This is a genomic window from Sorangium sp. So ce176, from assembly GCF_051519835.1.
Taxonomy (GTDB): domain Bacteria; phylum Myxococcota_A; class Polyangia; order Polyangiales; family Polyangiaceae; genus Sorangium; species Sorangium cellulosum_G.
In genome coordinates this window covers 1390002-1416299 of record NZ_CP150371.1, presented here as the reverse complement: position 1 = coordinate 1416299, position 26298 = coordinate 1390002, and the positions used below count along the sequence as shown (strand labels likewise).

At 71.4% G+C, this 26298-nt stretch carries 22 protein-coding genes; 12 read left to right on the top strand and 10 right to left on the bottom strand.

From position 1 onward, the window contains the following. Positions 1-5 precede the first annotated feature (5 nt). On the top strand, positions 6-623 hold the full coding sequence (locus tag WMF42_RS05265; RefSeq protein ID WP_437690598.1) for a hypothetical protein: 618 nt from the start codon (positions 6-8) through the stop codon (positions 621-623). Here WMF42_RS05265 and WMF42_RS05260 read toward each other — a convergent pair. Both WMF42_RS05260 and WMF42_RS05255 read right to left on the bottom strand, forming a co-directional pair. Further along, a complete protein-coding gene (locus tag WMF42_RS05260) occupies positions 596-1348 on the bottom strand; it encodes an alpha/beta fold hydrolase (protein WP_437690596.1) in 753 nt (250 codons plus the stop codon). The genes WMF42_RS05265 and WMF42_RS05260 overlap by 28 nt on opposite strands. A 316-nt stretch (positions 1349-1664) precedes the next feature. Continuing rightward, positions 1665-2348 carry a YqiA/YcfP family alpha/beta fold hydrolase gene (locus tag WMF42_RS05255; RefSeq protein WP_061609187.1) on the bottom strand — a complete coding sequence of 228 codons (684 nt, stop codon included), beginning with the start codon at positions 2346-2348 and terminating at the stop codon, positions 1665-1667. Between the two features lie 89 nt (positions 2349-2437). On the opposite strand from WMF42_RS05255, the gene WMF42_RS05250 reads away from it, so the two are divergent. Both WMF42_RS05250 and WMF42_RS05245 read left to right on the top strand, forming a co-directional pair. Beyond that, positions 2438-2908, top strand: coding sequence for an N-acetyltransferase family protein (locus WMF42_RS05250; protein ID WP_437690594.1), 471 nt, complete (start codon positions 2438-2440; stop codon positions 2906-2908). Between the two features lie 191 nt (positions 2909-3099). After that, entirely contained in the window at positions 3100-4386 is a 1287-nt protein-coding gene (locus tag WMF42_RS05245) for an MFS transporter (protein ID WP_437690592.1), read from the top strand. 40 nt (positions 4387-4426) lie between these two features. Here WMF42_RS05245 and WMF42_RS05240 read toward each other — a convergent pair whose 3' ends face one another. The 6 genes from WMF42_RS05240 to WMF42_RS05215 form a co-directional block, all read right to left on the bottom strand. Further along, a complete protein-coding gene (locus tag WMF42_RS05240) occupies positions 4427-5674 on the bottom strand; it encodes an ABC transporter permease (protein ID WP_233561735.1) in 1248 nt (415 codons plus the stop codon). Then, a complete protein-coding gene (locus tag WMF42_RS05235; protein WP_061609191.1) occupies positions 5671-6897 on the bottom strand; it encodes an ABC transporter permease in 1227 nt (408 codons plus the stop codon). Before WMF42_RS05235 ends, WMF42_RS05240 begins: the two co-directional genes overlap by 4 nt. Then, positions 6894-8018: an efflux RND transporter periplasmic adaptor subunit gene (locus WMF42_RS05230; protein WP_437690590.1), complete on the bottom strand. Its 1125-nt coding sequence runs from the start codon at positions 8016-8018 to the stop codon at positions 6894-6896. Before WMF42_RS05230 ends, WMF42_RS05235 begins: the two co-directional genes overlap by 4 nt. Beyond that, positions 8015-8764: an ABC transporter ATP-binding protein gene (locus WMF42_RS05225; protein ID WP_437690588.1), complete on the bottom strand. Its 750-nt coding sequence runs from the start codon at positions 8762-8764 to the stop codon at positions 8015-8017. Before WMF42_RS05225 ends, WMF42_RS05230 begins: the two co-directional genes overlap by 4 nt. A gap of 242 nt (positions 8765-9006) precedes the next feature. Then, a complete protein-coding gene (locus WMF42_RS05220; RefSeq protein ID WP_437690586.1) occupies positions 9007-10239 on the bottom strand; it encodes a glycoside hydrolase family 88/105 protein in 1233 nt (410 codons plus the stop codon). A gap of 1 nt (position 10240) precedes the next feature. Then, positions 10241-12496, bottom strand: a complete 2256-nt coding sequence (locus tag WMF42_RS05215) for a heparinase II/III domain-containing protein (protein WP_437690584.1) — start codon at positions 12494-12496, stop codon at positions 10241-10243. A gap of 439 nt (positions 12497-12935) precedes the next feature. Between WMF42_RS05215 and WMF42_RS05210 the strand changes: the two genes are divergently transcribed. The 7 genes from WMF42_RS05210 (at position 12936) to WMF42_RS05180 (ending at position 20955) form a co-directional block, all read left to right on the top strand. Continuing rightward, positions 12936-13232, top strand: coding sequence for a hypothetical protein (locus WMF42_RS05210; RefSeq protein ID WP_061607193.1), 297 nt, complete (start codon positions 12936-12938; stop codon positions 13230-13232). A 147-nt stretch (positions 13233-13379) separates the two neighbouring features. Further along, positions 13380-14186 carry an SDR family NAD(P)-dependent oxidoreductase gene (locus tag WMF42_RS05205; protein ID WP_061607192.1) on the top strand — a complete coding sequence of 269 codons (807 nt, stop codon included), beginning with the start codon at positions 13380-13382 and terminating at the stop codon, positions 14184-14186. A gap of 121 nt (positions 14187-14307) precedes the next feature. Beyond that, positions 14308-15171, top strand: a complete 864-nt coding sequence (locus tag WMF42_RS05200; RefSeq protein WP_437690582.1) for an SDR family oxidoreductase — start codon at positions 14308-14310, stop codon at positions 15169-15171. An 11-nt stretch (positions 15172-15182) separates the two neighbouring features. Further along, positions 15183-17507, top strand: coding sequence for a tetratricopeptide repeat protein (locus WMF42_RS05195; RefSeq protein WP_437690580.1), 2325 nt, complete (start codon positions 15183-15185; stop codon positions 17505-17507). A gap of 5 nt (positions 17508-17512) precedes the next feature. Next, entirely contained in the window at positions 17513-17896 is a 384-nt protein-coding gene (locus WMF42_RS05190; protein ID WP_437690578.1) for a GIY-YIG nuclease family protein, read from the top strand. Between the two features lie 1240 nt (positions 17897-19136). After that, entirely contained in the window at positions 19137-20441 is a 1305-nt protein-coding gene (locus WMF42_RS05185; protein WP_437690576.1) for a peptidylglycine alpha-amidating monooxygenase, read from the top strand. Between the two features lie 202 nt (positions 20442-20643). After that, positions 20644-20955 carry an SBBP repeat-containing protein gene (locus tag WMF42_RS05180; RefSeq protein ID WP_437690575.1) on the top strand — a complete coding sequence of 104 codons (312 nt, stop codon included), beginning with the start codon at positions 20644-20646 and terminating at the stop codon, positions 20953-20955. Between the two features lie 70 nt (positions 20956-21025). Here the strand turns inward: WMF42_RS05180 and WMF42_RS05175 are convergent, their stop codons facing one another. Together WMF42_RS05175 and WMF42_RS05170 are read right to left on the bottom strand one after the other, a co-directional pair. Then, positions 21026-21625: a hypothetical protein gene (locus WMF42_RS05175; protein WP_437690573.1), complete on the bottom strand. Its 600-nt coding sequence runs from the start codon at positions 21623-21625 to the stop codon at positions 21026-21028. 437 nt (positions 21626-22062) lie between these two features. After that, the gene (locus tag WMF42_RS05170) at positions 22063-23481 is read right to left on the bottom strand and encodes a pectinesterase family protein (RefSeq protein ID WP_437690571.1); all 1419 of its coding nucleotides are present in this window, start codon (positions 23479-23481) and stop codon (positions 22063-22065) included. A 433-nt stretch (positions 23482-23914) separates the two neighbouring features. On the opposite strand from WMF42_RS05170, the gene WMF42_RS05165 reads away from it, so the two are divergent. Both WMF42_RS05165 and WMF42_RS05160 read left to right on the top strand, forming a co-directional pair. After that, positions 23915-24502, top strand: a complete 588-nt coding sequence (locus WMF42_RS05165; RefSeq protein WP_437690569.1) for an RNA polymerase sigma factor — start codon at positions 23915-23917, stop codon at positions 24500-24502. 590 nt (positions 24503-25092) lie between these two features. Beyond that, positions 25093-26232 carry a pectate lyase family protein gene (locus WMF42_RS05160; protein WP_437690568.1) on the top strand — a complete coding sequence of 380 codons (1140 nt, stop codon included), beginning with the start codon at positions 25093-25095 and terminating at the stop codon, positions 26230-26232. Positions 26233-26298 lie beyond the last annotated feature (66 nt).

Sequence of the window (26298 nt, the reverse complement as noted above, 5' to 3'; positions counted from 1 at the left end):
ACGCCATGATGTTCTCCCCTCGAACCCTCTCGACGGCGACAGGCGCGCTCGCGCTGCTCGTTCAGGCCGCGTGCAGCGGCGCGGTGATCATGGACGGCGGCGGCGGCGGCGCCGGCGGCGCGGGCAGCGCGAGCAGCCCTGACGCGACGACAACCTCGGTCGGCCCCTGGGCCCCGACGGGCCCTGCGCCCACGACGTCGGCCGGCCCTGCGCCCACGACCTCCGGCGGCGCCGCGCCAGGGGCGAACGCGATCGTCTTTGGCGACTCGACGGTGACCTTCCGTATCGCCAGTCTGGCCCTGTCCTGCAGCGATCCCGACGCGAACCCCACGTACTCGCCCTGCAGCGACTGGTGGGATCTGGAGCTCCGCATGCCCGAGTCGATGTTCGCCGTGGGCGAGGTCGACACGGCGAGCGGCGATCTCTCGATCTTCGGGACGTCGTTCCGCGCGGACTGCAGCAGCGCGGCGGCGGTCAGCGGCGGCGGCGACGCGGGGTTCGGCAGGCTCACCATCACCGCGATCGACGCGACGTCGGTCACCTTCGAGCTCTCCGACGTGGGCCCCCTGTTCGCCGAACAGGACCCGAACGGCCGTCACGTGGCGGCCCGCTGCGCCGAGTGATCAGCGCCCTGCTCGCCGCGCAGGAACGCGAGCGCCGCGCGGGCGAACGGCTCCTTCCACGCGCCGAAGATGGGGGCGTGCCCGCTGTCCGGCAGGAGCCAGAGGCAGGACCGCGGGATGGCGCGGTGCACCTCGAGCGCGATCTCGGCCGGATAGAGGGGATCGCGATCGCCGTGCACGATCATCGTCCGCGCCGTGACGGTCGACAGGTGGGGGGGCGTGAAGCTCATGTCGTCGTGGCTGGCCGCGAAGAGGCGCGGCTGCCGCCACAGCGCCCGGATCTGCGCGTCGCCGTGCTTGTGGCGGCGCCGCATCTCCTCCCATTCCTCGGCCGACCGCCCCTCGTCGGTCATGTGGCGCATGATCGCCCTCGCCTGCTCGGGGAAGTACGGCGTCGCGGACACGAGGACCATCGACTCGACGCGATCCGGCTGCTGCGTGGCGAGGTGCAGGAGGCACTTGGCGCCGAAGCTGAGGCCAACGGCCCGGAAGGTCGTCACGCCCAGCGAATCGAGGAGCGCGAAGACGTCGAGGGCGCACTGGCGAATTGTCAGCGTGCCCGCCGGGTTGGTCGACCGGCCGTGCCCGCGCAGGTCGGGGGCGATCACCGTGTGATCACGCGCGAGCGCCGCGAGGTCGAACGCGTGAGCCCAGTCGCCGCTCGACCCGGTGAAGCCGTGGAGCAACACGAGCGGCGGCCCTTCGCCGCGAAGCTCATAAGCCATCTCGATGCCGTTGACAGACGCTGTGCGCGCTGTGTGCGGATGAACCGTCGCAGTCTCCATCGCCATTCGCTCCTCCGATCGATCGAGCCGCGGAAATTCGCGGCCGGATGCGGACGAGCAGTAAGCGGAAACGTTTTGACTTGATAGCTGGGCCCCCCACGCCTAGAATGCGACTTGGCTGTTGAGGGGACAGCCGAGCCGGCGCGGTGCGGCGCGACGACGCCAACGAGACGAGACGCGCTGAACGGAGGTTCAGCGCCACTCGGCGTGGCCGTGGCAGCGAGCGCCGGGAGGCGAGCCGCGCGGCGCGCGCCCGTCAGCTCCCGAGGAGAGGGCGCAGGAAGTCGTCCGCTTCGCCGAGGATGCGCGGAATCGAGGCCACGAGCTCGTGGCCGTCGTCCACCTCGACGAGCCGGACATGCCGCTTCCCCGCCGCGAACTCGCGCGACAGCGCGATGTCCACCACCTCGTCGTGAACGCCGTGGACGATGAGCGTGGGCACCCGCACGTCGGGCCAGCCCCCGGAGCGTTCATCCACCTCGGCCGCGTCGACGGCGAAGCCGAAATCCACCCGGGATCGGCGCTTCTCCGCGTGATCGTCGACCTCGAGCCAGCCCCGCTCCTCCCACGCCCGGAAGCCCTCCTCGCCGAGCCGCTGCCGCCATCGCTCCAGGATCCGGAACGCCGGCGCGAGCAGCACGAGCGCGCACACGCGCGCGTCCTCCGCGGCGACGCGGGACGCGGTGAGCCCCCCGAGGCTCGATCCCATCAGCACGGCGCGGTCGCGCTCGCCGCCGATCGCCCGCTTCACGGCGTCGATCATCGCGCTCAGGCGCAGGCGCTCGAACGAGGGCACGCGCAGGTCGAGCCGCTCGACGGCGACGCCGCGCCGCTCGAGGTGCGCGGCGATCTGGACGCCCTTGGTCGAGCTCGGACCCGAGGCGAAGCCGTGCAGGTAGAGCCAGCGCGGGCCGGCGGCGGAGGGCGTCGTCGTCGTCATGCGGGTACGGGAGCCTAGGACGATCCCGCGCCGGCGTAGGCGCCTTCCGCTCGGGGAGGGCGGTGCGGTATGAAGCGCCCGGAACCCCCATGATACGCCCCGCCACCGCCGCCGACATCCCCACCATCGCCCGCCTCATCCGGATGCTCGCCGCGTACGAGCGGCTCGCGCACGAGGCCGTCTTCGACGAGAGAGAGCTCGAGGCGAACCTCTTCGGCCCGAGGCCGGCCGCCGAGGTCGTCCTCGTCGAGGCGGAGGGGGCCGCTGTCGGCTTCGCGCTCTTCTTCCAGAGCTTCTCCACCTTCCTCGGCAAACCCGGGATCTACCTCGAAGACCTCTTCGTGCTGCCCGAGCACCGCGGAGCAGGCCACGGCAAGGCCCTCCTCGTGCACCTGGCGAAGCTCGCTGTGGAGCGCGGCTGCGGGCGGTTCGAGTGGTCCGTGCTCGACTGGAACGAGCCCGCGATCGGCTTCTACAGGAGCCTCGGCGCGAAGCCGATGGACGAGTGGACCGTCCACCGCCTCACGGGCGAGGCGCTCGCCCGGCTCGCCCAGGGCTGACCCTCGGGCCTGCTCGTGGCGGCGCAGCGGAGCAGCACGGGGTGCTGCTGCAGCAGCAGCGACAGCCGGCCGCGCCCCCCCGCGCGCGGCCCGGCGGTGCTCCACGAGCGCCCGTCCAGCGCCGCCAGGCCGTCCCGCGCTCTGCACGTCGTGGCACGACGGTTGCGTGAAACGCCGCCCCAGGCCTCCAGATGTCCTCCAACAACCTCACCGGGCTCGGCGTGCTGCGCCACCGGAGCTTCGCGTTCTACCTCGCGGCCAGGCTGCTCTCCGCGATCGCGGTGCAGGTGCAGAGCGTCGCCATCGGCTGGCAGGTCTACGCGCTCACCGGCGACGTGTTCGACCTCGGCCTCATCGGTCTCGCCCAGTTCGCGCCCTTCTTCGCCCTGATCCTCTTCGCCGGCCAGGTGGCGGACCGGTTCGACAGGCGCCACATCATCTCGGTCGGCCTCGCCGCCGAGCTGCTCTGCTCCGCGCTGCTGCTCGCGTTCACGCTGTCGGGGCTGCGCGTCGTGTGGCCCGTGTTCGCTGTGCTCGTGCTGTTCGGGAGCGCGCGCGCCTTCATGATGCCGGCGCAGCAGGCGATCCTCATGAACCTCGTGCCGGCGGACAGCTTCGGCAAGGCTGTCGCGCTCAGCTCGTCGAGCTTCCACGTCGCCGTCATCGTCGGGCCGACGCTGGGCGGGCTCCTCTACCTCGCCGGGACGACCCTCGTTTACGCGACCGTCGCGGCGCTGCTCCTCGCCTCGCTCGTGCTCATGGGGCTCACGCGCACGACAGGGCAGGAGCGGCGCTCCGAGCCGTCGTCGTGGAGCACGGTGCTGGAGGGGCTGCGCTTCGTCGGGTCGAGGCCCGCGGTGCTCGGCGCGATCTCGCTCGACCTGTTCGCCGTGCTGTTCGGCGGCGCGGTGGCGCTCCTGCCCGCGTACGCGCGCGACGTGCTCCACGCCGGCCCGACCGGCCTCGGCATGCTCCGCACGGCGCCGGCCGTGGGCGCCGCGCTCACCGCGGGGGTGCTCGCCTTCCGGCCGATCACGCGGCACGTGGGCCGCTGGATGTTCGGCGGCGTCGCTGTGTTCGGGCTCGCCACCATCGGCCTCGGGCAGACCCGGAGCGTCGCCGTCGCGCTCGTCGCCCTCGTCCTCATCGGCGCCGGCGACATGGTGAGCGTCTATATCCGCCACATCCTCGTGCAGTTCGAGACGCCGGACTCCATCCGAGGGCGGGTGAGCGCCGTCAACGCCGTGTTCATCGGCGCGTCCAACGAGCTCGGCGAGTTCGAGTCCGGCCTCACCGCCCGCTGGCTCGGCCTGCTCCCCGCCATCTTCCTCGGCGGCAGCGCCACCCTCGCCGTCGCGGCGCTGTGGGCCCTCGGCTTCCCCGTGCTCAGCCGCATGGACCGCTTCCCGCACGCGAAGCGCGACGTCGACGAGACAGTGGACAGGCCCGCGGCGCCGGAGGCCGCCGCCGCGACGTGAGCGGCCGACAGGCGCCGCCGCCCCCTCCGCGGGACCGGCGCTACTCCGTGCGGAGCGCCTCGATCGGGTCGAGCCGCGCGGCGCGCCAGGCCGGGTAGAAGCCGAACACGACGCCGATCGTGGCCGAGAGGCCGAGGCCCAGGACGATCGACCAGACCTCGACATGGAAGGCCCAGCGGCCGACCAGCTTCGCGAGCAGCGCGCCGGCGAGCCAGGAGAGGCCCACGCCGGCGATCACGCCGAGCACGCCGCCGAGCAGCGAGACGGCCGCCGCCTCGAACAGGAACTGCAGCAAGATCGCGCGGGGCGAGGCGCCGACCGCGCGGCGAATGCCGATCTCCCGCGTCCGCTCGGTCACCGTCACCAGCATGATGTTCATGATGTTGATGCCCCCGACGATCAGCGCGACGACGCCGGTGCTGAGCAGCAGCATCTTGATGATGTCGAGGACGAGCTGCTCCTGGCCGTGGCTGTCCTTGTCCTCGATCCTGAAGTTCTTCACCCCGTGGTGGCGCCGCTGGAGCGTCGCGTCGATGATGCCGCGGAGCGCGGCGAGCGGCGCGCGGACGGAGACGATCGGATCCTGCCGCACGTAGATGCGGTCGGTCGTGTGCGACGGCGAGAACAGCGCGTCGTAGGTGGTCTCGGGGACGAGCACCTTGCGGTTCCAGATGTTGGTGCTGTCGGTGGAGCCGAGGATGGGCCGGTCCTTCAGCACGCCGACGACGGTCCACACGTGCCCGTCGGCCGTCATGTGGAGGGCCTCCTCGCCGGCGGCGCGCGAGGGAGGGCCGCCGAAGAGGTCGGCCCAGACCTCGTGGCCGACGACGCACACGCGCCGCCGATCCGCGAGATCGTCCTGCGTGAGGAACCGGCCCGCCGCGAGCTCGAGGTCGTAGAGCGAGGGGGCCGCGGGCGCGGCGCTCACCAGCGAGATCCGCTTCTTCTTGTCGCCGGCGCGGGCCTCTGTCGCGCGCAGCGACTCGCTCATGGCCGAGGCGCCGCCGAGGGCGCGCGACGCGTCGAGCGCGCGGGCGTCGGACCGCGAGAGGTCGCGCCGGGTGCGGCGCCGGTCCTTGATGCTCACCTCGGCGGGGTGGATCTGGATGAGATCGGCCTCGACCGCCTGCTGGCTCGCCCGGAGGAGCGCCTCCTCGCCGCCCGCGAGGAGCGAGGCCAGGAGCACGATCGAGCCGGTGCCGATGATGATGCCGAGCAGCGTGAGCGCGGCGCGGGTGCGATCGGCCACGACGGCGCGCGCCGAGTGGAGGAGGTCGCCGAGCCTCATCGCCGCATCGCCGCCACCGGGTCGAGCCGGCCCGCGCGCCGCGCCGGCAGCCACCCGAAGACGACCCCCACGCCGGAGGAGACGACGAGCGCCGCGACGACGGCCGACACCGAGACAGCGCCGACCCAGCTCGGGGTGAAGCGGCGGATGACCGCCGAGGCGAGCTCGGCCGCGAGCCCGCCGCCGAGGACGCCGAGCAGGCCGCCGAAGCCGGAGAGCAGCGCCGCCTCGCACAGGAACTGCGCGCTGATGTCGCGCGGCGCCGCGCCGAGCGCCTTGCGGATGCCGATCTCGCGCACGCGCTCGGACACGCTGACGAGCATCATGTTCATCACGCCCACCCCGCCGATGAGCAGCGCGACGCCCGCGATGAGGCCGACGATCGCCTTCATGATCGCGAACATGGACTCGAACTGCTTCATGATGCTGCTGAAATCGAGGAGGGTGAAGTCGTCGACGCCGTGGTGGCGCTCGACCAGGAGCGCGTTGAGGATGCGCTTCACCGGGTCGTTGTTGCGGGGGTCGTCGGTCTTGATGACGACGACCGCCGAGGTGCTCACGGTCCGCTCGACGTCGGCGGCCGTGTCGATCGGCGTGACGAGGAGATCGACCCAGTTGAAGCCGAAGTTGACGCCCAGGCGATCGCTCTCGGCCAGCACGCCGATGACGCGGCAGCGCAGGGAGCCGACAGTGACCCAGCGGCCGATCGGGTCGCCGCGCCAGAGCCGCGACGCGAGCTTGGGGCCGGCGACGCACACCCGGGCGCGGCGGCGGTCCTCGTCGTCGGAGAACGCGCGGCCTCGGCCGACGCGCATCCGGAAGGCGCGGAGGAAGCTGCTGTCGGCGGCGACGAGGTCGGTGCGGTCCTCCTTGCCCTCGTCGGAGGTCACGTCGCGCGAGCCGAGCATGGCGTACATGGTGTGCTCGGCGACGTGCGGGACGCCGAGCGCGAGCCGGTCGCGGTCCTGGCGGGTGAAGCCGGTGACGTACATCGACTTCTTGCGCTCGGCGCGCTCCGGCACCTTCGGGACGATGAGGATGAGCCGCGCCCCGCCGAGGTCCTCGATGCCGCGGCTCAGCGTGAGCAGGCCGCCCTCGGCGAGCGAGGTCATGAGCACGATGGCGAAGGCGCCGAGGGTGATGCTGAGGACGGTGAGCAGCGACCGCAGCTTGTGCGCCGTGAGCGCCTTCGCGGCGATCGCGAGGTAGACGGCCCACCTCACATCTTGGTCTCGTTCTCGGCCGCCGAGGGCGGGTTGATGAGCACGCGGGCCCCCTCCTCGACGCCGCTCTTGACCTCGACCTCGCGGTCGTTGCGCGCGCCGAGCGCGACCTCGACCTTCTCGGTCGTCTGCTTGCCGTCGGGCCCGTCGACGACGCGCGTGACCATCTGCTTGCCGCTCTCCTCGGTGACGGCCTCGATCGGCAGGGAGACGACGCCCGGCCGGCTGTCGAGCCGGATGCGCACGTCGGCGGTCATGCCGGGCTTGATGAGCTCGTCGACCTGGAGGAGCTCGGCCTCGACGGGGAAGACGTCGACCTGGCGGTCCTCGAGCTTCACCGAGGCGGGCGCGATCTTGGTGACCTTGGCCGTGTACGTCTTGCCGGGCAGGGCGTCGAGCGTCAGCGTCGCCGGCTGGCCGAGCCTGACCTTGGCGACGTCGATCTGGTTGAGGTCGACCTTCACGAGGAGCGTCGAGAGGTCGGCCACGGTGAGCAGCGCCTTGCCGTCGAAGGTCGACTCGACGCCCGGGGTCACGACCTCGCCGGGCTCGATGTTGCGCTGGATCACGGTGCCGTCGAGGGGCGAGGAGATCTTCGTGTACCGGAGCCGGTCCTTCGCGGCGTTCAGCGAGACCTCGGCGAGCCGGACGGCGATCGTGTTCGCGGCGAGCTCGTGCTTCGCGAGGTCGAGATCCTCCGCGGTGATGACGCGGGCCTCGACGCCGGCCGACCGCCGCTCGACCACGCGCCGGGCGTAGCCCGCGGCGGCCCGGGCCTGGGCGAGCTCGGCCTCGGCGCGGGCGACCTCGCGCTCGTAGTCGGTCGGGTCGAGCACGAGCAGGAGCTGGTCCTTCGCGACGCGGGCGCCCTCGTCGGCGAGCACCTCGGCGACCTGGCCCGAGACCTTGGATTTCAGCTCGACCTGCTCGCGGGCCTCGATGCGCCCCGTCTCGAGGATCTCGACGGCGAGGTCGCCGCGCTTGGCCGTGACGACGAGCGCGGGGTCGATGGGCGGGGGGCCGCCGCGGGTCATCGCGACGGCGCCGGCGCCGGCCCCGGCGAGCGCCAGGGCGCCGACGAGCCACGGCCAGAGGCGCCGCCGCCGCGGCCGGGCGCTCACGAGGCGCCTCCGGGCTGCGCCGGCGGGCCCGGCGGCGGCGACGGCACCTCGGCGCGCCGCCCGCGGGGGCCGGTGTCCTCGACGATGGCGCCGTCCCGGAACGTGATGACGCGGGTGGCGTAGTCGGCGATGGACGGGTCGTGGGTGACGACGATGACCGTCATCCCCTGCGCGTGCAGGGCGCAGAAGAGCTCCATGACCTGCCGGGTGGTGGCGGAGTCGAGCGCGCCCGTCGGCTCGTCCGCGAGGAGGAGCGGCGGCTCGTTGACGATGGCGCGGGCGATGGCCACGCGCTGCTGCTGGCCGCCCGAGAGCTGGTTCGGGAGGTGGTGCGCGCGGTCGTCGAGCCCGACGCGCGCGAGGGCGCGCGCGGCCCGCTCCCGCCGCTCGGACGGGCGGACGCCGGCGTAGACCATGGGCAGCTCGACGTTGGCGAGGGCTGTGTCGCGCGGAAGGAGGTTGAACGACTGGAAGACGAACCCGATCTTCCGGTTGCGGAGCCGCGCGAGCTCGACCTCGTCGAGCTCCTCGACCGGCTCGTCGTCGAGGAGGTACCGGCCGCCGGTGGGCCTGTCGAGCGTGCCGATGACGTTGAGGGTCGTCGATTTGCCCGACCCGGAGGCGCCCATGATCGCGACCATCTCGCCCCGGGAGAGCTCCAGGGACACGCCGCGGAGCGCCTGCACCTCCACCTCGCCCATCCAGTAGGTCTTGGTGATCGCCTCGAGCTTCACGAGTGGAGCCATGGGGTTCTGGGGCGGTGGCCGGCGCGCTGCCCGCGACGGCGGCCAGCGTACGCAGGATCCCGGTTCGCGTGACGCGCACCCGAACGTTCGGGGCGTGTCGTTGATGCCGCTCCGGAGCGCGCGCCGCGGCGCCTGCGGACGAGCCGAGGCGTAAGCGAAGCGCGGCAACGAAGCAACCGCAGCGCACGGGCGCCGCGGGCGGAGGACCGGACGGCGCGGCGCCCTGGGCGACGAGGCGAGCGCTACAGGCCCGACGTCTCGACGAGCGCCAGAAGGACGGCCCCGACGCCGTACGAGATGTCGTCGCGGAGCTCGACCGCCGCGTAGTCCGCGAGCTTGCCGACCGACGTGGGCCCGGAGATGCCGGTCACGACGGGGCGGCCCGATCCGTCCGTCTCGATGCGCGAGCGCACGCCGGCCAGGGCAAGGTCGATCGCGGGGCGCACCGAGGCGTCGAGGAAGCCGTGGCGCAGGCCGCGCGCGAGCCCGGCGGCGAAGAGGGCCGTCGCGCTCGTCTCCAGGTAGATCTCGCCGGGGCGGTTCATGATCGTCCACCACAGGCCGGTGTCCGGGTCCTGCGCGTCGAGCACCGCCGCGACCTGCCGGTCGAGCGCCCCGGCCACCGCCTCGTCGCGCTCGCCCCGCGCCGCGCGCACGCGCAGGTACTCGTAGCCGGCGGCCGTGACCCAGGCGTTGCCGCGCGCCCAGTACACGTCCGGGTCCTGGGGCGCCGCCCAGTTGTACGCGTGCCGGAAGAGCCCCGGCTCGTCCTGCAGGAGCGAGGCGAAGATCTTGAATTGATTGGAGAATTCGTCGAGCGGCGGCGCGTCGCCGGAGCGCTCGCCGGCGCGGACGAGCACGTTGCCGAACATGAACAGCGAGTCGACCCAGAGCGTGGGCTCGAACAGCGGCGACACGCCGAGGTGGCTGATGCCGCCCTGCTCGGTCCGGCGCGCCTCCTCGTCGAGGTAGCGGAGCGCGTCGTCGACGATCGCGCCGTAGGGCGCCGCGCACGTCTCCTCGTGGAGCGCGAGCGCGGCGACGGCGGGCGGGCAGCGGTCGCTGGTCGTGATCTCGTAGCCGTACTCGAGGTGATGGTCGATGTAGCGCCGGTAGTAGTCGCGGTACGGGGCGTGCTGCGTGACCCGGTAGAGGTCGACGAGCGCGAGCATGACCGTGCCCTCGCCCCAGTCCCACGGGAGCGACTCGGCCGGGTGCTCGGCGATCCAGCGGTCGGCGACGGCGCGCGCCAGCGCGACGCTCTCGGAGCCGGGGGCGCGCTCGATCGCGAACGCGTCGTCCGCGGACGGCGCCGTCGGGGTGCACGCCCCGGAGCCGGCCGGGTCGCCCGAGCAGCCCGCGGCCGCGAGGGCGCTCGCGGCCGCCGCGACGGCGAGCAGCGCGCGGGGGCGCGAGGCCAGCGCGCGTGGGCGCGACGGCAGCGCGGGCGGGAGATCGGGGGCTGCGGTCGGCATCTCACTCCTCCACGGCGACGCCTGTCGCGTCGGGCGCGGTGACCCGGGGGGCGCCGTCGACGAGCACCTGCGTGCCCCGGGCCATCAGCGCGAACGGCCGCTCGCCGTCGATCCGGAGCACAACGAGCTCGGCGTCTGTCTCGAGGACCTGCCCGCCGGGCAGCGTCACCTCCCCCGGCGCGCCCTGGCTCCTCAGGACCGCGACGTCCGTCCAGCCGTCGCCCTCGATCTGCCACGCGACCACCCCGGGCGCCGCCTCGAGCGGCGTCGCCTCGAGCGGCGCGTCAGGACCGGCGTCCGCGCCGACCTTGTAGGGCAGGAGCACCGCCAGGAACCCCGGCGCCTCGGCCTGGATCGTCGCGTCGATGACGGCGTGGTCGGCGGCCTTCCTGTCCTGCTCGAACTCGTGCACGTGCGGCGCGGTGAGGGGCGTGTACGGCGGCTCCACGACCTCGAGCCCCGGCGCCGTGGACTGCACGCGCGCCTCGACCCCCGCCCGCGTCCGCTCCCAGCGCGCGCCGTCGGCGAGGAGCTCGAACGTGCCGCCGGAGGTGAGCCCCGCGTAGCCGTGCAGCCGCCACGCGTGCGCGCGGGCCGCCGGGTGCGTCGTCGCGAGGCGGTCGCCGACAACGAAGTAGCGGCCGTCGACGAAGGCGACGGAGCGCTCGACGTGCGTGTCCTGGTAGTCTTGGTGCGCCTCCGCGTACTCGACCGCGTCGCCGTCGTGGGTGTTCCGGATCCAGGCGTCCGCGTCGCCGAAGTTGTTGAAGAGCCCCTTGTCGGGCGCGGACCTGCCGTCGATGAGGATCACGTTGTGCGACGGCGACTGGCTTGTCTTCGCGTTGTCGAGCGCGTCGGGCTTGTAATAGCCGGGGTCGATCAACAGGTATTCTCCGTAGGCGGCGAGCGAGAACGACGTGCCGTCCACGTGGTCGTGGATCGCCTTGCGCGCCGCGCCGTGCTCGGCGACGAGCAGGAGCCAGCGCGCCTCCTCGCCCCAGTCCGAGCGGAACACAGCGTTGCCCGCGTCGGGGAAGAAGCGCGTGAGGAGCGGCGGCTCCTCGGCGGCCACCGCGTCGTCGACGTAGACCAGGTGGTGGGCGATGAGGTCGATGCCGAACTCCATGCTCCGGGGGCTCTCGCGGTTCTGCTCCCAGTCCCAGCGATGAGCCCCGCTGCCGCCGAAGGAGGTGAGCAGCGAGCTCCCGTTGAACGGGGTGAACACGCCGTCGTCGAGCGGAGGGCGGTTGCCCCAGGGGAGCCGCAGCGTGAGCGACCAGTCGACCGCCTTGGTGAAGAGCCCGCCGCGCAGCGGGGGCTCGAACGTGGCCTGTTCGCCGTCGACGCAGCCGTGCCCGGTCCAGGGGTCCTCGTCGGAGCGGGTGCGGCAGTCGCGCGCGAACGACAGGGGCCCCTCCAGGGCGTTGTCCAGCGCGATGAAGAGCGCCGCTGTCGGCCCCCAGGCGAACCCGGAGTAGTACGGGCCCTCGGAGACGCCGCCGTCGGGCTGCACGTACTGGCCGTTCTCGCCCCAGAGGTAGTCGAGCTCGGAGATCGACCAGCTCCACCACGTCCCGGCCGCCGGGTGCCCGGGGAACGCGAGCGCCGCATAGGCGATCGCGTCGGCGGTCCGGATCGGGTGGTTGTTCTGCGCGGGGCGGAGCAGGAGATCGCGATAGAGGTCGTGCTCGACGTACCTGGCGAAGAGCTGGCCGGTGATCTCGGTGATCTTGCGCTCGGCCTCGATCGACTCTGCCGCCGGGAACCACGGGGTCGCGCTGAGGAGATCCCAGGCGTTCGTGTATCCCATCAAGGTCTTCGCCATCCGGATGTTGATATCGAGGACCGTGTTCGTGTCCCAGTCCGCCTCGAGGCGGCGCAGGAACTCGCGCGCCTTGTCCGCCGCCGCCCGATCGTCGAAGGCCCAGGCGAGGAGGGCGTTCGCCTGCGCCGTCGAGGCGTTGTCGCCGTTCGCCAGGTGGTCCCACGAGTCCGGGTCGGGATCCTCTGCATACGCGCGCTCGGCGCGGTGCTTCAGGGTCGCGAAGATCGAGGCGTAGGGCTCGCGCTCGACGCGCGAGCGCAGGATCTCGCGGTGCTCCGGGCGCGCGAGGAGCCGCGGATGGACGCCGGTGTCCCGCGGCTCGCTCGGCCCGGGGCCGTCCGCGCCGCAGGCGGAGGTCGCGAGCGCGAGCGCCGCGAGCGTCCAGTGAAGAGAGGAGACCGGGAGGGGCGAGCGGTGGAGCCGTGAACGCATGGAGGGATCGATCGAGGGCTGCAAGGGAGGAGCCGGCGCGCTGGGCAGCGTATCAGCTCGCGCCGGCGTGGGTCTGCTCGACGTCTCGCGGGCGTGGGGGCGATCACCTCGTGCCCGTCCATCACACAATCCGAGCGCCACAAGGCCTCTGACGTCCGGAGCGGCGATCCCGTTGCATCGGGCGAGCTGAGCAAGAGATGGCGCGACGCACCGGCGCGGCCTTGCGTCGAGCGCGCCGCGGCGCGCTGGGCGTCATGGCCGAGGCCGCCTGAGCTGGTGCAATCCTGCGCGAGCGTCCGCCTGCTGGGGCAAATCGCGACGCGCGGCGCGGCGCGGCCGCGCCGCAAGCGTGGGATCGTCGGCGCGTCGGGCCATTCCGCGGTGCGGCCTCCCCCTTGCAATGCACGGGCGCCGCTGGGGGAAATCGAGGAGGTTTGGAATGGCGAACGAGCAGAAGCAGGGAGCAGGCACGCAGGGACAGCAGGGCCGCAGCGAGAGCAGCGTTGTCCCCGACAAGGACTACAACCTGGTCAGCGTGCTCTACCATGCTCTCCAGGGCGCAGAGACCTACGCGCAGTACGTTCAGGACGCGCAGAAGCAGGGCGATCAGGAGCTCGCCACCTTCTTCGGCGAGGTCCGTCAGGAGGAGCTCCGGCTCGCGGAGCGCGCGAAGCACCTGCTCGGGCAGCGGCTGAGCGGCGGTCGTCCACAGGGAGGCACGCGCGGGAGCGCCTAGCGCGAGCGCTGCTAGCGCGAGCGCGGGTGGAACGGTCAAGGCGCCAGGGACGCCAGGGGATCTCGGTTCCCCTGGCATCCCTGGCGCCTCGCTGTTTTCCGCTGCCGACCGGGTCGAGGTGGCCGCCCCCGTGGTATTCGCCAGCTCATGTCCCTCCCCAAGCAACCCCGCGCCGTCATCACAGGCGCCGCCTCGGGCCTCGGCCGCGCGCTCGCCCTCGAGCTCGCGGGCCGTCAGGCGAAGCTGCTCCTCGCCGACCTCGACGACGAGGGCTCCCGGGAGACAGCGCGCCTCGTCGCCGACGCCGGGGGCGAGGCGCACACGGTCCGCTGCGACGTGAGCCGGAGCGACGATGTCGCGGCGCTCGTTGGCGAGGCCGATCGCGCGCTCGGCGGCGTCGATCTCGTCGTGAACAACGCGGGCGTCTGCGCCGGCGGGCAGGTCGGCGACGTCCCCCTCGAGGACTGGTCGTGGGTCATGGGCGTCAACCTCTGGGGCGTCATCCACGGCTGCCACGCGTTCACGCCGCGCTTCAAGGAGCAGAGGCGCGGGCATTTCCTGAACATCGCCTCCGCCGCCGGCTTCATCGCCGTGGCCGGGCTCGCCCCCTACTGCGTGACAAAGGCCGGCGTCGTCGCCCTCTCCGAGACGATGAAGCTGGAGCTCGCCCCGCACGGCGTCGGCGTCACGGTGCTGTGCCCGACCTTCTTCAGGACGCAGATCGTCGAGAGCGCGCGCGGCGTCGACGCGAAGATGAGGGAGATCGCCGAGAAGCTCATGGGGCGCGAGGGGCTCCAGGCCGATTACGTGGCGCGGCGCGCGATCGAGGCGGTCGACGCCGGCCGCCTCTACGCCGTGCCGCACCGCGACGGGCGCTGGTTCTGGCGGGCGAAGCGGGCGATCCCCGAGCTGCTCCACGAGAGGGTTCTGCCCCGGCTGACGCGGCACCTCTGACCGGAGCCCGCCGCGCCGCTCGGGGGGCGCGATCCCGTCGCGACGGCGCCGGGCGCGCTTCGCCGGGCGCCGGGCTTGCAGCTTGGTGGCGCCGCCACGTGACCCGTTGTAAACGCGGGGCGTGACCCAGGTGCGCTCGATCTTCGCCCGAGGACTCTTCGCAGATCAGGTCGCCATCATCACCGGCGGGGGCAGCGGGATCGGCCTCGCGTGCGCCCGCGAGCTCGCTCACCTCGGCGCGAAGGTCGCTGTCTGCGGCCGCAAGCCCGACAAGCTCGACGCCGCGGTGAAGGCGCTGGAGACGGACGGGATCGCCGGCGACAAGGTGCTCGCCGCGCCCTGCGATATCCGCGAGCCGGAGCAGATCGCCGCCTTCGTGGGCCAGGTCCTGGATCGCTTCGGCCGCGTCGACGTGCTCGTGAACAACGCCGGGGGGCAGTTCCCGAGCCCGGCCGCGGACATGACCCCGAAGGGCTGGGAGGCGGTCGTCCGCAACAACCTGAACGGCACCTTCTTCATGACCCGCGAGGTAGCGCGGCGGGCGATGATCCCGGCGCGGCGCGGCCGCGTCGTGAACGTCACCGCGTCGGTCGCCCGGGGGTTCCCGGGCATGGCGCACACAGGCGCCGCGCGCGCCGGGGTCGAGAACCTGACCCGATCGCTCGCCGTCGAGTGGGCGGCGCTCGGCATCCGCGTCAACGCCGTGGCGCCGGGCAACAACATCCGGACGAGCGGCACAGCGCAGTACGGCGACGAGCTCCTGGAGCTCGCGCGGCGCGCCACCCCGCTCAAGCGCACAGGCACGCCGGAGGAGGTCTCGCGGCTCATCGTCTTCCTGGCGAGCGACCAGAACGATTTCATCACCGGCGCGGTGGTCGGGGTGGACGGCGGACAGCCGCTCTGGGGCGACATCTGGGCGATCCCCGAGCCGGAGGTCCCCGCGCCGGAGGGCGCGCCGGGCGCCGCTCCGGAGAGCGCGAGCTGAAGGGGCCGGGCGTGAACTCCCCGCCCCCGTACGCCGCCGGCGAGCAGGCCGGGATCGAGCCCGCCTCGGGCGCGCTCGTCGACCCCATGACGGCGCCGCTGTCCGCGCCGCCGTCCTCCACGCAGCAGCCGGCCGGGCCGCCCATGGCGCCGTCGCGGCTCGGGAGGGCCGCGCAGCGCGTGCGCGGCTACTTCCTCGCGTTCGACCCGACCTTCCTGTCCGCCGTCGCGCCGTTCGCGGTGCTCGCCGTCATCCTGTTCACGCGCCACCCGTCGACGAACTACATCTTCGACGAGCAGGAGGCGCTCCTCGCCAACCCGTACGTGAACGCGAAGGGCGGGCTCGGCTTCCTCGACGCGATCCACCGCGATTTCTGGGGGCTGCCGCCCGACAGGAGCGTCGGATCCTACCGCCCGCTGCCGAACTTCCTCTGGCGCACGATCTGGGCTGTCACCAACCAGCCCTTCTTCCATCACTTCTACAACGTCCTCTTCCACGCCGCGAACGCCGCGCTGCTCACGTGCGTCACGTTCTGGCTCACGCGCAAGCGGGGGCTCGCCTACCTGGTCGGGCTCATCTTCGTCGGCTGCGCGGTGCTCACCGAGGCGGTGAGCGGCATCGTGGGCATCGCCGACGTGCTCGGGGGCATGGGGGCGATCGCCGCCATCGCCGCCCTGGCGCTGCCCGGGTGGGCGATGCCGTTCGCCGTGTTCGCGGCCGTGCTCTTCGGCCTCTTCTCCAAGGAGAGCGCGCTCGTCTGCGTGCCGCTGATCCCGCTCGCCGCGCTGATCGCGGCGCCGCTCACGCACCCCACGCGCCCGGCGCGGCTGGTCCGCGCGCTCGTCGCGCTGCTCGCGGCGGGGGCCGCGTTCGTGCTCTACGTCGAGCTCCGGCGGCGCTGGTTCCCGGCGCCGATGCCGGCCGAGCTCACGGCGCCGCTCCCGGAGGGGGCGCCGCTCGTGAAGCGCGCGCTGCACGACGCGCTCGTCTGGTTCCACCAGGCGCCCCTGCCGCGCGATCCGCTCAACAACCCGCTCAGCACCGCGGACACGCCGCACCGGATCGCCGGCGCGCTGCGCGTCTACTGGCGGGGCCTCACCCAGATCGTGTTCCCGTGGACGCTGAGCGGCGACTACTCGTATCCGCAGGAGCCGGCGCCCGACCGGCTGTTCTTCTTCGAGAGCGTCGCCGGCGCCGCGATGATGGCGCTGCCGCCCCTCGGCTCGCTCGCGCTCTGGATCGCGGCGCTCCGCCGCGAGCACCTCGAGCGGCGCGAGCGGCGCTCGGTGCGCGCTGCGTTCCTCGTCGACGGCGGGCAGGCGACGTCGCGGCGGTGGCCGCTGCTCATCGCGGGGGCGCTGCTCGCGGCCGCGGCGGTGGGGCTGGCGGCGTACGACTGGCACGCGCTCCGCCCGGCGGGGCGCGTGCAGTGGCTCCGGTCGCTGCCGCTCGTGCTGTGGCCGCTGCCGTTCCTGCCCGCGCTGCTGCTCGGCCTCGGGCTGCTCGTCGAGGGGACGCGCCCCCTGCCCTGCCCGGCGACGGCGGACCGGAGCGCCTGGGTGCCGCTGCGCCGCGGCTACGCGGGGCTGTGCATCGCGGCGATCGGGCTGACCTGGGTCGTGGTGAGCTACTTCCCGCACTCGAACATCCCCGTCGTCCTGCCGACGGTGCGCGCGGAGCGCTTCTGGTACTTCCCGGCGATCGGCTCGTCGCTTGTCCTCGCCGTCGCGTTCTCGTGGCTGCACGAGGCGCTCGCGGGCTCGACCCTGGCGCCGCGGACGCGCTGGTCGTGGCGGGCGTGGGTGACGCCGGTGCTTTTCGTGCTCTTCTTCGGCTTCCAGTGCGTGCAGGCCTACCGGCACGCGATGGACTACCGGAACGACCTCGAGTTCTGGGCGGCGACGAAGGAGGCGGTGCCGAGCAGCGCGAAGGCGCACCTCAACTACTCGGTGATGAAGGGCGCCCGGGGCGACCTGCCGGCGCGGCTCGCCGCGAGCCAGGCCGCGGTCGAGCTCGCGCCGAAGTGGCCGATGGCCCACGTGTACACGGGCGACACGCTGTGCCGCATGCACCGGGCGGACGAGGCGTTCCCGCACTACCAGCGCGGGATGGATCTCGGCCCGAACGAGCTCAGCCTGATCGCGCTCGCGCTGCAGTGCCTGCACGACGAGAAGCGGCTCGCGGCGTACGAGGCGGAGCTCCGGCGGCTGGCGGAGGAGCACCCGGGGACGTGGCTCGCGTACCTCGCTGTCGACACGCTCGACAACGGCGAGAAGCACGGCGGCGTGGATCCGAAGTACCGGCCGCGCGGCTACAACGAGGGGCCGAAGGAGTGACCGCGGTGGCCGCGGGCTGGCACGTGTACATCCTGCGCTGCGGCGACGGGTCGCTGTACACGGGCATCGCCCGCGACGTGGAGGCGCGCCTGGCGCAGCACGCGGCGGGGCGCGGGGCGCGGTACACGCGCGGGAGGGGGCCGCTCGCGCTGGTGCACGTGGAGACGGCGGCCGACAAGGGGGAGGCGCTGCGGCGGGAGGCGGCGATCCGGCGGCTGGGTCGCGCGGGGAAAGAGGCGCTGGCGGCGCGGGGGCCCGGCCGCTGGCGCCCGGCGTCGAGCGGGTCGACGAGCTCGCGAGATCCCGTCGAGGAGCCCCGCGAGAAAGCTCGAACCCGTCCCGGCGCCCCCGTTCGGGGCGGGCGGGATGCCGCGAACCCATCTGGGTGAGGTGGGTCGTCCACGCGGGAGATGGGTGGCACCCATCTCCGGGTGGACGTGCCTCCACGAAAAGATGGGTCGCACCCATCTCCCGGTGGACGTGCCTCCACGAAAAGATGGGTCGCACCCATCTCCCGGTGGACGTGCCTCCACGAAAAGATGGGTTGCACCCATCTCCGCGGTGGAGAGGCTGTACGAGCGGAGCCCTGGTAACGCTGTTGACCGGGAGCCGCGGTGACACTTTCCTGAGCTACGGGCCCCTGCTCCGGGAGGACTGGAAACGGGGACCGGATCCTCGTCGACGCGACGCGCCCACCGCACCTTCGCGGACTGCCAGGATCGATACACGAACCGCTCGCCACGATCGCGGTAAGCTCTGCGACCGTCTCGTCCGACGCGTTGACCCTTGCGATGAGCTGAAGCCTCTCGTCCACTGAACATGTCTCTTTCCAGGGCACCGGCGCTCCTCCGTCGCCGGTCCTCTACGGCATGTGTCACCTGAGCTCCCGGTCCGCCCGGGTGCCACCCAGGCTCCCGGTCCGAACCGTGGCTCGGCGAGCGGCTGCTCCGGGAGGGCGACGTGGACGAGGAATGTACCGACCGTCGCCTCGTTCGGGTGGAGGACGCGGAACGTCTCCACGATTCCCGGAGGGGCAGGCACCGGCGCGGGCGGATAGGACAAGCAAACGCGTTCCGCAAAGCCAAGATTCTCGGAGCCGTTCCTGACTCGTGCAGTCCGACTGTACGAGCTCATTGACAGAACGGGCCTTGTGCGATGGGGCAGGTCTTCCACGCCTGAAACGCCTGGGATTACCGAGGCGTAGCACCAAGAAGGCATCCTACCGTATAGCTGTACCCTACTGGCTCGGGCGCGCCCCGTCGATGGATCCCCGCGCGCGACCCTAGTCCGCAGCCGAGCTTTGACCAGACGGCACCGCGCCTCCTGGCGCGCGGGCGCCTCGATACCTTCCGCGTGAGCGAACCGTTGAACAGTCTCAGAGCGGGCGGGCACTCACCGAAGTAGCACCGACGCCAGGTCGCCGGCCCGTCCGTAGACCTGGGTCGCCGGTGCTCTCACGCGCCAAGTCTCCCGCTGTTCTCGGGAGCTCGCGGCGCGCGTTCTTCTTCCACCCAATTCGACGGCGTTTTTCTGAATCTCGGTCTTCGACCGCCCTTTCGAAAAGCTGCAGATCAGCGCTCGATGCCCTCGAACGCCGATTCAGGTCGCACTTTTCCCCGAGGAGCTCGCATGAATCGTAGTCGTTATTTGTTCTCGGCGCTGTCCTTCCTATCCGCTCTCGTTGTCGTCGCGTGCAGCGACGCCGAGAAGGGCAGCAGCGGCTCATCCGGCTCCGGTCCGGAGAACGGCGACGCGGAAGCGCTGCCGTGCGACGTCGACAAGATCCTCTCCACGAAGTGCCAGACCTGTCACGGGGCCTCCCCGAAGTTCGGCGCGCCGTTCCCGCTGGTCGACCGGAGCGATCTGGTCGCGCCCGCGGTGAGCGATCCCAACAAGAAGGTCTACGAGCTCGTCGCCGCACGCGCCCGCGACACCGCGCGCCCCATGCCTCCGCCCCCAACCGAGCGCCTGACCGCCGCGGAGCTCGCGATCTTCGATCAATGGATCGCCGCCGGCATGCCGGCCGGTAAAGACACGTGCGTCGACCCGGGCGGCGGCGGAACCATCGACCCTCCGACCCTGAGCTGCACACCGGATGTCCTGCTAGCGCCGTCCGCGCCTTACGTCATGCCGAAGGACGTCCGGGACCAGTATATGTGTTATGGGGTCGATGTAGAGATCGGCCAGAAACGACACCTCGTCGGGATCGCACCCCAGATCGACAACAGCACCATTGTACACCATATCCTGCTCTTCAAGGCGGATGAGGCGTCTCCCTCGACGCCCACGCCCTGTGAGGGGGGCGACATCCAGGGGGCTCTTTTGTCCGTCTGGGCGCCCGGCGGCAAGGCCACGGAGCTGCCGCTAGAGGCGGGCTTCCCGCTGGAAGGCACGGCACACTTCGTAGTCCAGGTGCACTACAGCAACATCAAGGGCCTCGACGGGCAGCAAGACAGCACCGGCTTCAACGTCTGCACGACGACGGAGCTCCGCCCCAACGACGCCGGCATCTTCTCGTTCGGCACAGAAGACATCAACATCCCGCCTCACGGCTCGCTCGACGTGAGCTGCGATTACCAGTTCCCGCGGGATATGGGGGCGATTTCGGTAATCAGTGTCATGCCGCACATGCACAATCTCGGCAAGCACCTGTCGAGCAACACGGTGCCCACGGACGGCAGCGAGCCGAGCAACCTGGGTCTCGCCGATCCGTGGAACTTCGACAACCAGATCTGGTACGACAACGATACCATCCTTCGAGGCGGCGACACCGTGAGGACGCGTTGCGCGTGGGACAACCCGGGCAACAGCGCCGTGGAATTCGGGGAGCGGACGGCGGATGAGATGTGTTATAATTTCGTGATGTACTATCCGTCTCAAGAGATAGAGCTGACTACTCCGACGGACGACGCGTCCTGTGTGACGACACAATAGACCAGCTCGTGCAAGACGCGCGGCCTGTGCCCAAGCGGAGGCGCGCGCCGTTCGGTGAGAGCGCTCGTAAGCCTGGCGAACAGGAGCACCGCGCGCGCCGCCGGGACACTCTCTCTGGGAAAAGAAATGGATCGGTCCTGTTCACGCTCGATCGCCCAGAGACAGCGGCCTTGTTGGCGTCGCAATCGGCGGAGACGGAAGCGTGTTCCTCGCGGGGAGCGCCAACTGCGGCCTTGATCTCGGCGACGGACCGCTGGTCGGCGCGAGTTGTTCATCCCCCAGCGCCTGGGTGGCGAAGATCGGCGCCGACGGAGCTCACCTCTGGAGCCGACGCATCGAGGGCAGCATTGCATCTCAAGCCGTGAGCCTCGGTGTCGACTCTCTCGGGAACGCCTTCGTTGCGGGCAGCTTCACCGGGACCCTGCACGCCGACGGCGCAGCGCTCGGCGCAGAGGACGGAGCTGTGCGGTGGTTCGTCGTGCGGCTCGACAGGGATGGGAATATCTCGTGGTGACGAGATCGAGCCGGGCCGGCCATGTCAAGCGGGGCGAGCGGTTTGGTCAGCGTCGCCCCGCTCGCCGCGCTCAACCGAGCGACTGCAAGATCGAGCTGAATCCGTTCTGGCCGTGGCGGCTGCCCTGCGGGGACAGCCAAGCCTCGTAGATCTCGCCGCTCGGCGAACGGAGCTGGATGAACTCGAGGCTCACGAGAGGGTTGAAGGGGTTGCCGGGGCGGGAGCCGATGTCCTGGCCGGGATACGTCGCGTCTTGGTTGAAGGCGCGGGTGCCCTGTTCGAAGGCGGTGAGCTGCTTGTAGTTGCCGCGTTTGCCGAAGTCGCTGTACTCGCGAGAGACGAGGACGCGGCCGCTGTTGGTGAGGCCGACGTGGACGTTGGGAACGTAGGTGGAGACGCCGATCACGGCGGCAGATGCGGCGTTGAGGACGCCGCCGGCGATGCGGCGGGCCGTGCCGGCAGGCGCCTGGTACTCGACGCCGCTCCAGTTGCCGATGATACGCTCGCCGGGCTGGAGCTCGTAATATTGAGCGTAGAAGTCGCTGAATTGTTGCTCGATCTGCTCCGGGGTCATGTTGGCGGCCTCGGACAGGGCCTTCTTGCGGGCGTACATCGAGTAAGCGAAACCGGCCACCATCAACACGAGCGGGATCAAGTAATACATCTGCATGCCCATCTTCTCCTGGAGAACCCACGCTCCACTCGGGAGCCACCGAAGGCGATGGTTACGCGGCGGCGCCCGCCAGGTCAAGGGGGGGAGCGTAGCAGAAAAGCGAGATACGGTGGGATGCTTACGCCCTTCCGTGTGCCGGGGTCTCCGTTGCCGGCGCAGACGAGCGCCGCCATCTCGTCGTCACCTTCTCATGGACGCGGACGGCACGGCAACGTCCACATCCTCAACGACCATCACAACCCCCGAGGAGGGCAGATCCACGGCGTGGGTGAGGACATCGCGCTCATCGCCGAGAGCTGCGCCTACCATGAGAGCATGTCGATCTGGACCGGCATGGGCAATCCAAGAGGCAGGAAGGGAATCGGCAACGAGGGGACCGGCGCCTCCATGATCTCTCTGTCGTCTCGAGCGACAAGGATCGATGAGACGCCCTCTCAGTCCGCAAAGGTGGGCGTCCACGGCGCGAGCATGTTCTCGACCGTGTAGCTTGCAGCCTCGGCCGCGCTGAGCTGCCTGGACTCGCGGGCTCGCTCGCTCGGCCTCGCGCCGGGTCCCGTGGTCATGTGCTCGGCGAAGCGCGAGGTCGCGAGCGTGTTGTCGCCCATGCGGACCCAACCGATGGGCGCGATGTGCGCGCCGAGCTCGGTCCCGAGGTAGGTGGTCGAGCCGTAGGGTCTCCAGTTGCGACCGAGGGCGACCGACCCGGACCTGACCGATCCGACCGCCGTGGCCCGCCCTCCCAGGAACACGATCCCGAAGGGAACCGGCTCATCCGTGCTCGGCGCCGTGATCGCCGTGCCGCCAGCGACGTTGTGAATCGTACAGCCCTCGAAGACGGCCGTCGCGCCGCCGAAGATGAAGTCGACGCTGCCCTCGATGTGGCAATCCCTGAAGTACTGCGTTCCGTTCTTCACGTAGAGCGTGTCCTGGTAACCGAGGAACCGGCAGCGCCGGAACTGCACGCGGCTGCCGCTGACCAGGAGAGCCACGGCCTGCACACCTGGGCCCGTGCTGTTGGCGATGGTGATGTTCTCGGCCGAGACGTCGCTCGCGGAGATATTGACGCTGAAGCTCCCCGAAGTGCCCAGCTCGCCCCCTGCGCCGTTCGAGGTTGTCGCGCTATCACCGTAGGTGAGCACGGTCGCCTCGGCCTGACCTCTCTGGCCGCAGAGCGTCACGTGGGGACGGTCGACGATGAGCTTCTCGGAGTACGTGCCGGGGGCGATGCGAAGGATGGTGGGCGTCGTGTTCGACCTGGCGACGCTGTTGATCGCGGCCTGGACCGTGGTGAAATCGCCCGATCCATCCCGGTTCACCTCGATGAGCGCCCCACCCGTCGCGCTGTTGCAATCGGACGTGACGCTGCCGCCGTCCGAGCCCCCGGCGCCTGAACCGCCGCCGCCGCCCGTCCCCGAGCTTCCGCCCGTGCCGCCCGTGCCGCTCGCGGGACCGCGGCACACGCAATAGTCGGACTGGTGCCCCGAGTCGCACGGCACGGCCGGGAGCGCCTCGTCGGCACCGCAGCTTCCCTCGAGGTTCTCGTAGGCGGCCTCGCACGCGAGACCTGCGGCCCCACACACCGCCGTGCAGCCGCTCCCGTTCAGGAAGACCGCGCCGCAGAGGTCCTCGCCCGAGGTGCAGAGCTCGAAGCCGGCCGCTTCGATCGGTGAGCAATCGACGGGCACGCCGGCGCTTCCGCCGGCGCCCGCGCCCCCCGAGCCGCCGGGCGACACCGTGCCGCCGCTCCCCGTCGTGCCGCTCGATGGCCCGGCGGCGGCGGCGGACGAGCTGCCTCCGGCGGGGCCGGCGGGGGAGGCCGGATCATCGGTGGCTTGCTCGCTCGAACAGGCCAACGAGCAAGAGAGAGCGAGAGGGCCCGCGCAAGCCCGGATGAGTGTCCCGAGCGATGCGCCGTGGAAAGTTCGACTGCCGTGGGAACGGCGGAAGCGAGCGCGGAGAGGGAGCATGACGGGGGGTTGTTCGAGGGAGGTCGGACCCGTCAGAAAAAGTGAGGGGCCCTCGGCGGAGCGGCCCTCCGAGGGCTCGTGCGAAAGGCGGAGTCGCGCGGGCGGCCGTTGCACTCGGCCTCATGGCTGCCGTCGACGTGGACGTGGGAGAAGGTGACCCCGCTCCTCCCCGCGAGGATGCAACCGAAATGCTCGGAGTCGCCTGCGTCGATACAGCGCTCTCGCAGCGAATCAATTCTTCTGGCGGCTCGAGATGCCCCCGGGTAACCAGGATAGCGTGGCTCACCCCACGCGCTCCACCCCTCCGCCAGGGCCCGCGATGGCCCGCTTCCCCGCCGAGAAGCGGTCGGACGCGAGCCTGGTCGCCGGCGTCGCCGCCGGAGAGCGCGAGGCACTTGCCATCATCTGGGACAGGTACTCGGGTCTCGTGCGAGGTGTGCTGTACGGTGCCCTCGGTCCCGATACGAACCTCGACGATCTGGTCCAGGAGGTCTTCCTGGCCCTGCTCCAGGGCGCCGCGCGCATCCAGGACGGCCAGGCCCTCCGTGGCTATCTGACGTCCGTGGCGGCGCGGCTGGCGGCGCTCGAGATCCGGAAGCGCAAGATACGCCGCTGGGTGGGACTTTCCCCGAGCGGGGAGCTGCCCGAGCGCGCCATCGAGCGCGTCGACTTCGAGCATCGCGAGGTGCTCCGCGCCCTGCTCCGCGTGCTCGGCAAGCTGAGCAAGCGCCGACGCCTGGCCTTCGTGCTGCGCCACGTGCAAGGCGTCGAGATGCTCGAGACGGCCGCGTCCCTCGGCGTATCCGAGTCGACGCTGCGCCGAGAGCTCGAGAGAGCGCGCGCGTTCTTGCTCAAGGCGCGGGAGCCAGCCCTCCAGGAGTTCCTGTCTCGGCGCGAAGGACGTTGACCATGAGCGACCCCGAACGACGGCTCGATCCCCTTGCGGCGCTCCTGCAGCGCGCCGCTCGGCGGAGCGAGGCGGAGCGCGTCGAGGCGCGCGCCGCCCCCGCGCGGGGACGGCGCGCTCGGGATCCGATTTCTGACAGGTGGCGGGCGGCGCGGACAACCATCGTGACGATGCTCATCTCCAGGTCATCCGATCACGGCGTCCGTTTGCACTCGAGCTGGAGCTCGATCCCGGCGGTTCTCCTCGCGCTCGTCGCGCTCGCGTGCGGTGACAGCGGTGGCAGCCCATCGGGCTCAGGCGCGGCTGGACCGCCAGCCGGCGGCGGCGCCGGACCCGCGAGCGGTGGCGGCGGCTCGAGCTCGTTCACCAGCGCTGCCTCGGGCGCTGGGGCCGCGGGGGGCGCCTCGGGGGTCGGCGGCGCGGCGGTCGCCGGGAGCGGAGGCTCCTCGGGCGGTGGCGCTCCTGCCGATGAGCCCTCTCCGGTTGCGGGAGCAGGCAGCGGCGGGGCTCCACCGAGCGGCGAAGTGCTCGCGTTTCCGGGGGCTCAGGGGTTCGGGCGACACGCGGTAGGCGGCCGCGGCGGCGATGTCGTGCACGTCACGAACCTGGACGACTCCGGCCCGGGCTCGCTGCGCGACGCGATCAGCCAGCCGAACCGCACGGTCGTTTTCGACGTGGGCGGGGTGATCAAGATCTCGTCTCGCCTTGTGTTCAAGAGCCACCAGACGATCGCGGGTCAAACCGCCCCGGGTGGCGGTATCACGATCTACGGTAACGGCACCTCGTTCTCCGGAGCGTCGAACACCGTCGTACGCTTCATCCGCTTCCGCATGGGCATCGGGGGCGACTCGGGCAAGGACACCGTGACCATGGCGAACGGGCACGACGTGATCTGGGACCACTGCTCGCTCAGCTGGGGACGCGACGGTACGCTCGACCTCAACGAGGAGAGCGGCGCCGAGCTCTACAACCTGACGCTTCAGGATTCGATCGTCGCGCAGGGGCTCCAGCCTCACAGCACCGGCGGCCTCGTGAACACAGCCGGCACGTCGATCATTCGCTCGCTCTACATCGACAACAACTCGCGGAACCCGAAGGCGCGCGGCACGCTGCAGTTCATCAACAACGTGGTCTACAACTGGGTCGTGTCCGGCTACATCCTGGGCGACACCAGCGGTCGCTCGGACGGCCTGTTGCTGGGCAATTATTTCATCACCGGCCCGGAGACGAGAGGCGGCACCCTGGACAGCCCCACGCCCGCATACAACCTTCACGCCGACGGCAATTATTACGACAGCGACAAGGACGGCACGCTCGACGGCAGGCTCCTCGGCAAAGGCGACTTCGGCTCGGTCACCTGGCTCGACGCGCCCTCCGTCGATTTCCCTGCCGTCCCCGCCATGACGGCACAAGAGGCGTACGCTCACGTCAGCGCGCACGCCGGAGCCTCGATCCATCGCGACGACGCGGACCGCTACGTGCTCGATGAGCTGGCCTCGCTCGGCAAGCGGGGCGCGACGATCCGCGACGAGTCGAGCCTTGGCTTCGCGGGCGGTGTCGGCCCCCTGCCCGGGGGCCGCGCCCCGAGCGACGCCGATCAGGACGGCATACCGGACGCGTGGGAGATCGCGCGAGCTCTCGACCCGGCAGATGCGGACGACCGCAACGGAGACCGTGACGGCGACGGCTACACGAACCTCGAGGAGTACCTGAGCTCCCTCGTGCCGTGAGCGCAGGCGGCGGGGCGGGCGGAGCGTCGTATCTCGAGACGTCGGCAGGCAGGCGGCCGACGGCTC

Bases quoted from the DNA above. Each gene is read 5' to 3' on its own strand.
- WMF42_RS05215 (WP_437690584.1), bottom strand. From the start codon at position 12,496: ATGCGTTCACGGCTCCACCGCTCGCCCCTCCCGGTCTCCTCTCTTCAC.
- WMF42_RS05240 (WP_233561735.1), bottom strand. From the start codon at position 5,674: ATGAGGCTCGGCGACCTCCTCCACTCGGCGCGCGCCGTCGTGGCCGAT.
- WMF42_RS05205 (WP_061607192.1), top strand. From the start codon at position 13,380: ATGTCCCTCCCCAAGCAACCCCGCGCCGTCATCACAGGCGCCGCCTCG.
- WMF42_RS05265 (WP_437690598.1), top strand. From the start codon at position 6: ATGATGTTCTCCCCTCGAACCCTCTCGACGGCGACAGGCGCGCTCGCG.
- WMF42_RS05245 (WP_437690592.1), top strand. From the start codon at position 3,100: ATGTCCTCCAACAACCTCACCGGGCTCGGCGTGCTGCGCCACCGGAGC.
- WMF42_RS05250 (WP_437690594.1), top strand. From the start codon at position 2,438: ATGATACGCCCCGCCACCGCCGCCGACATCCCCACCATCGCCCGCCTC.
- WMF42_RS05175 (WP_437690573.1), bottom strand. From the start codon at position 21,625: ATGCAGATGTATTACTTGATCCCGCTCGTGTTGATGGTGGCCGGTTTC.
- WMF42_RS05210 (WP_061607193.1), top strand. From the start codon at position 12,936: ATGGCGAACGAGCAGAAGCAGGGAGCAGGCACGCAGGGACAGCAGGGC.
- WMF42_RS05225 (WP_437690588.1), bottom strand. From the start codon at position 8,764: ATGGCTCCACTCGTGAAGCTCGAGGCGATCACCAAGACCTACTGGATG.
- WMF42_RS05255 (WP_061609187.1), bottom strand. From the start codon at position 2,348: ATGACGACGACGACGCCCTCCGCCGCCGGCCCGCGCTGGCTCTACCTG.
- WMF42_RS05260 (WP_437690596.1), bottom strand. From the start codon at position 1,348: ATGGCTTATGAGCTTCGCGGCGAAGGGCCGCCGCTCGTGTTGCTCCAC.
- WMF42_RS05185 (WP_437690576.1), top strand. From the start codon at position 19,137: ATGAATCGTAGTCGTTATTTGTTCTCGGCGCTGTCCTTCCTATCCGCT.
- WMF42_RS05165 (WP_437690569.1), top strand. From the start codon at position 23,915: ATGGCCCGCTTCCCCGCCGAGAAGCGGTCGGACGCGAGCCTGGTCGCC.
- WMF42_RS05220 (WP_437690586.1), bottom strand. From the start codon at position 10,239: ATGCCGACCGCAGCCCCCGATCTCCCGCCCGCGCTGCCGTCGCGCCCA.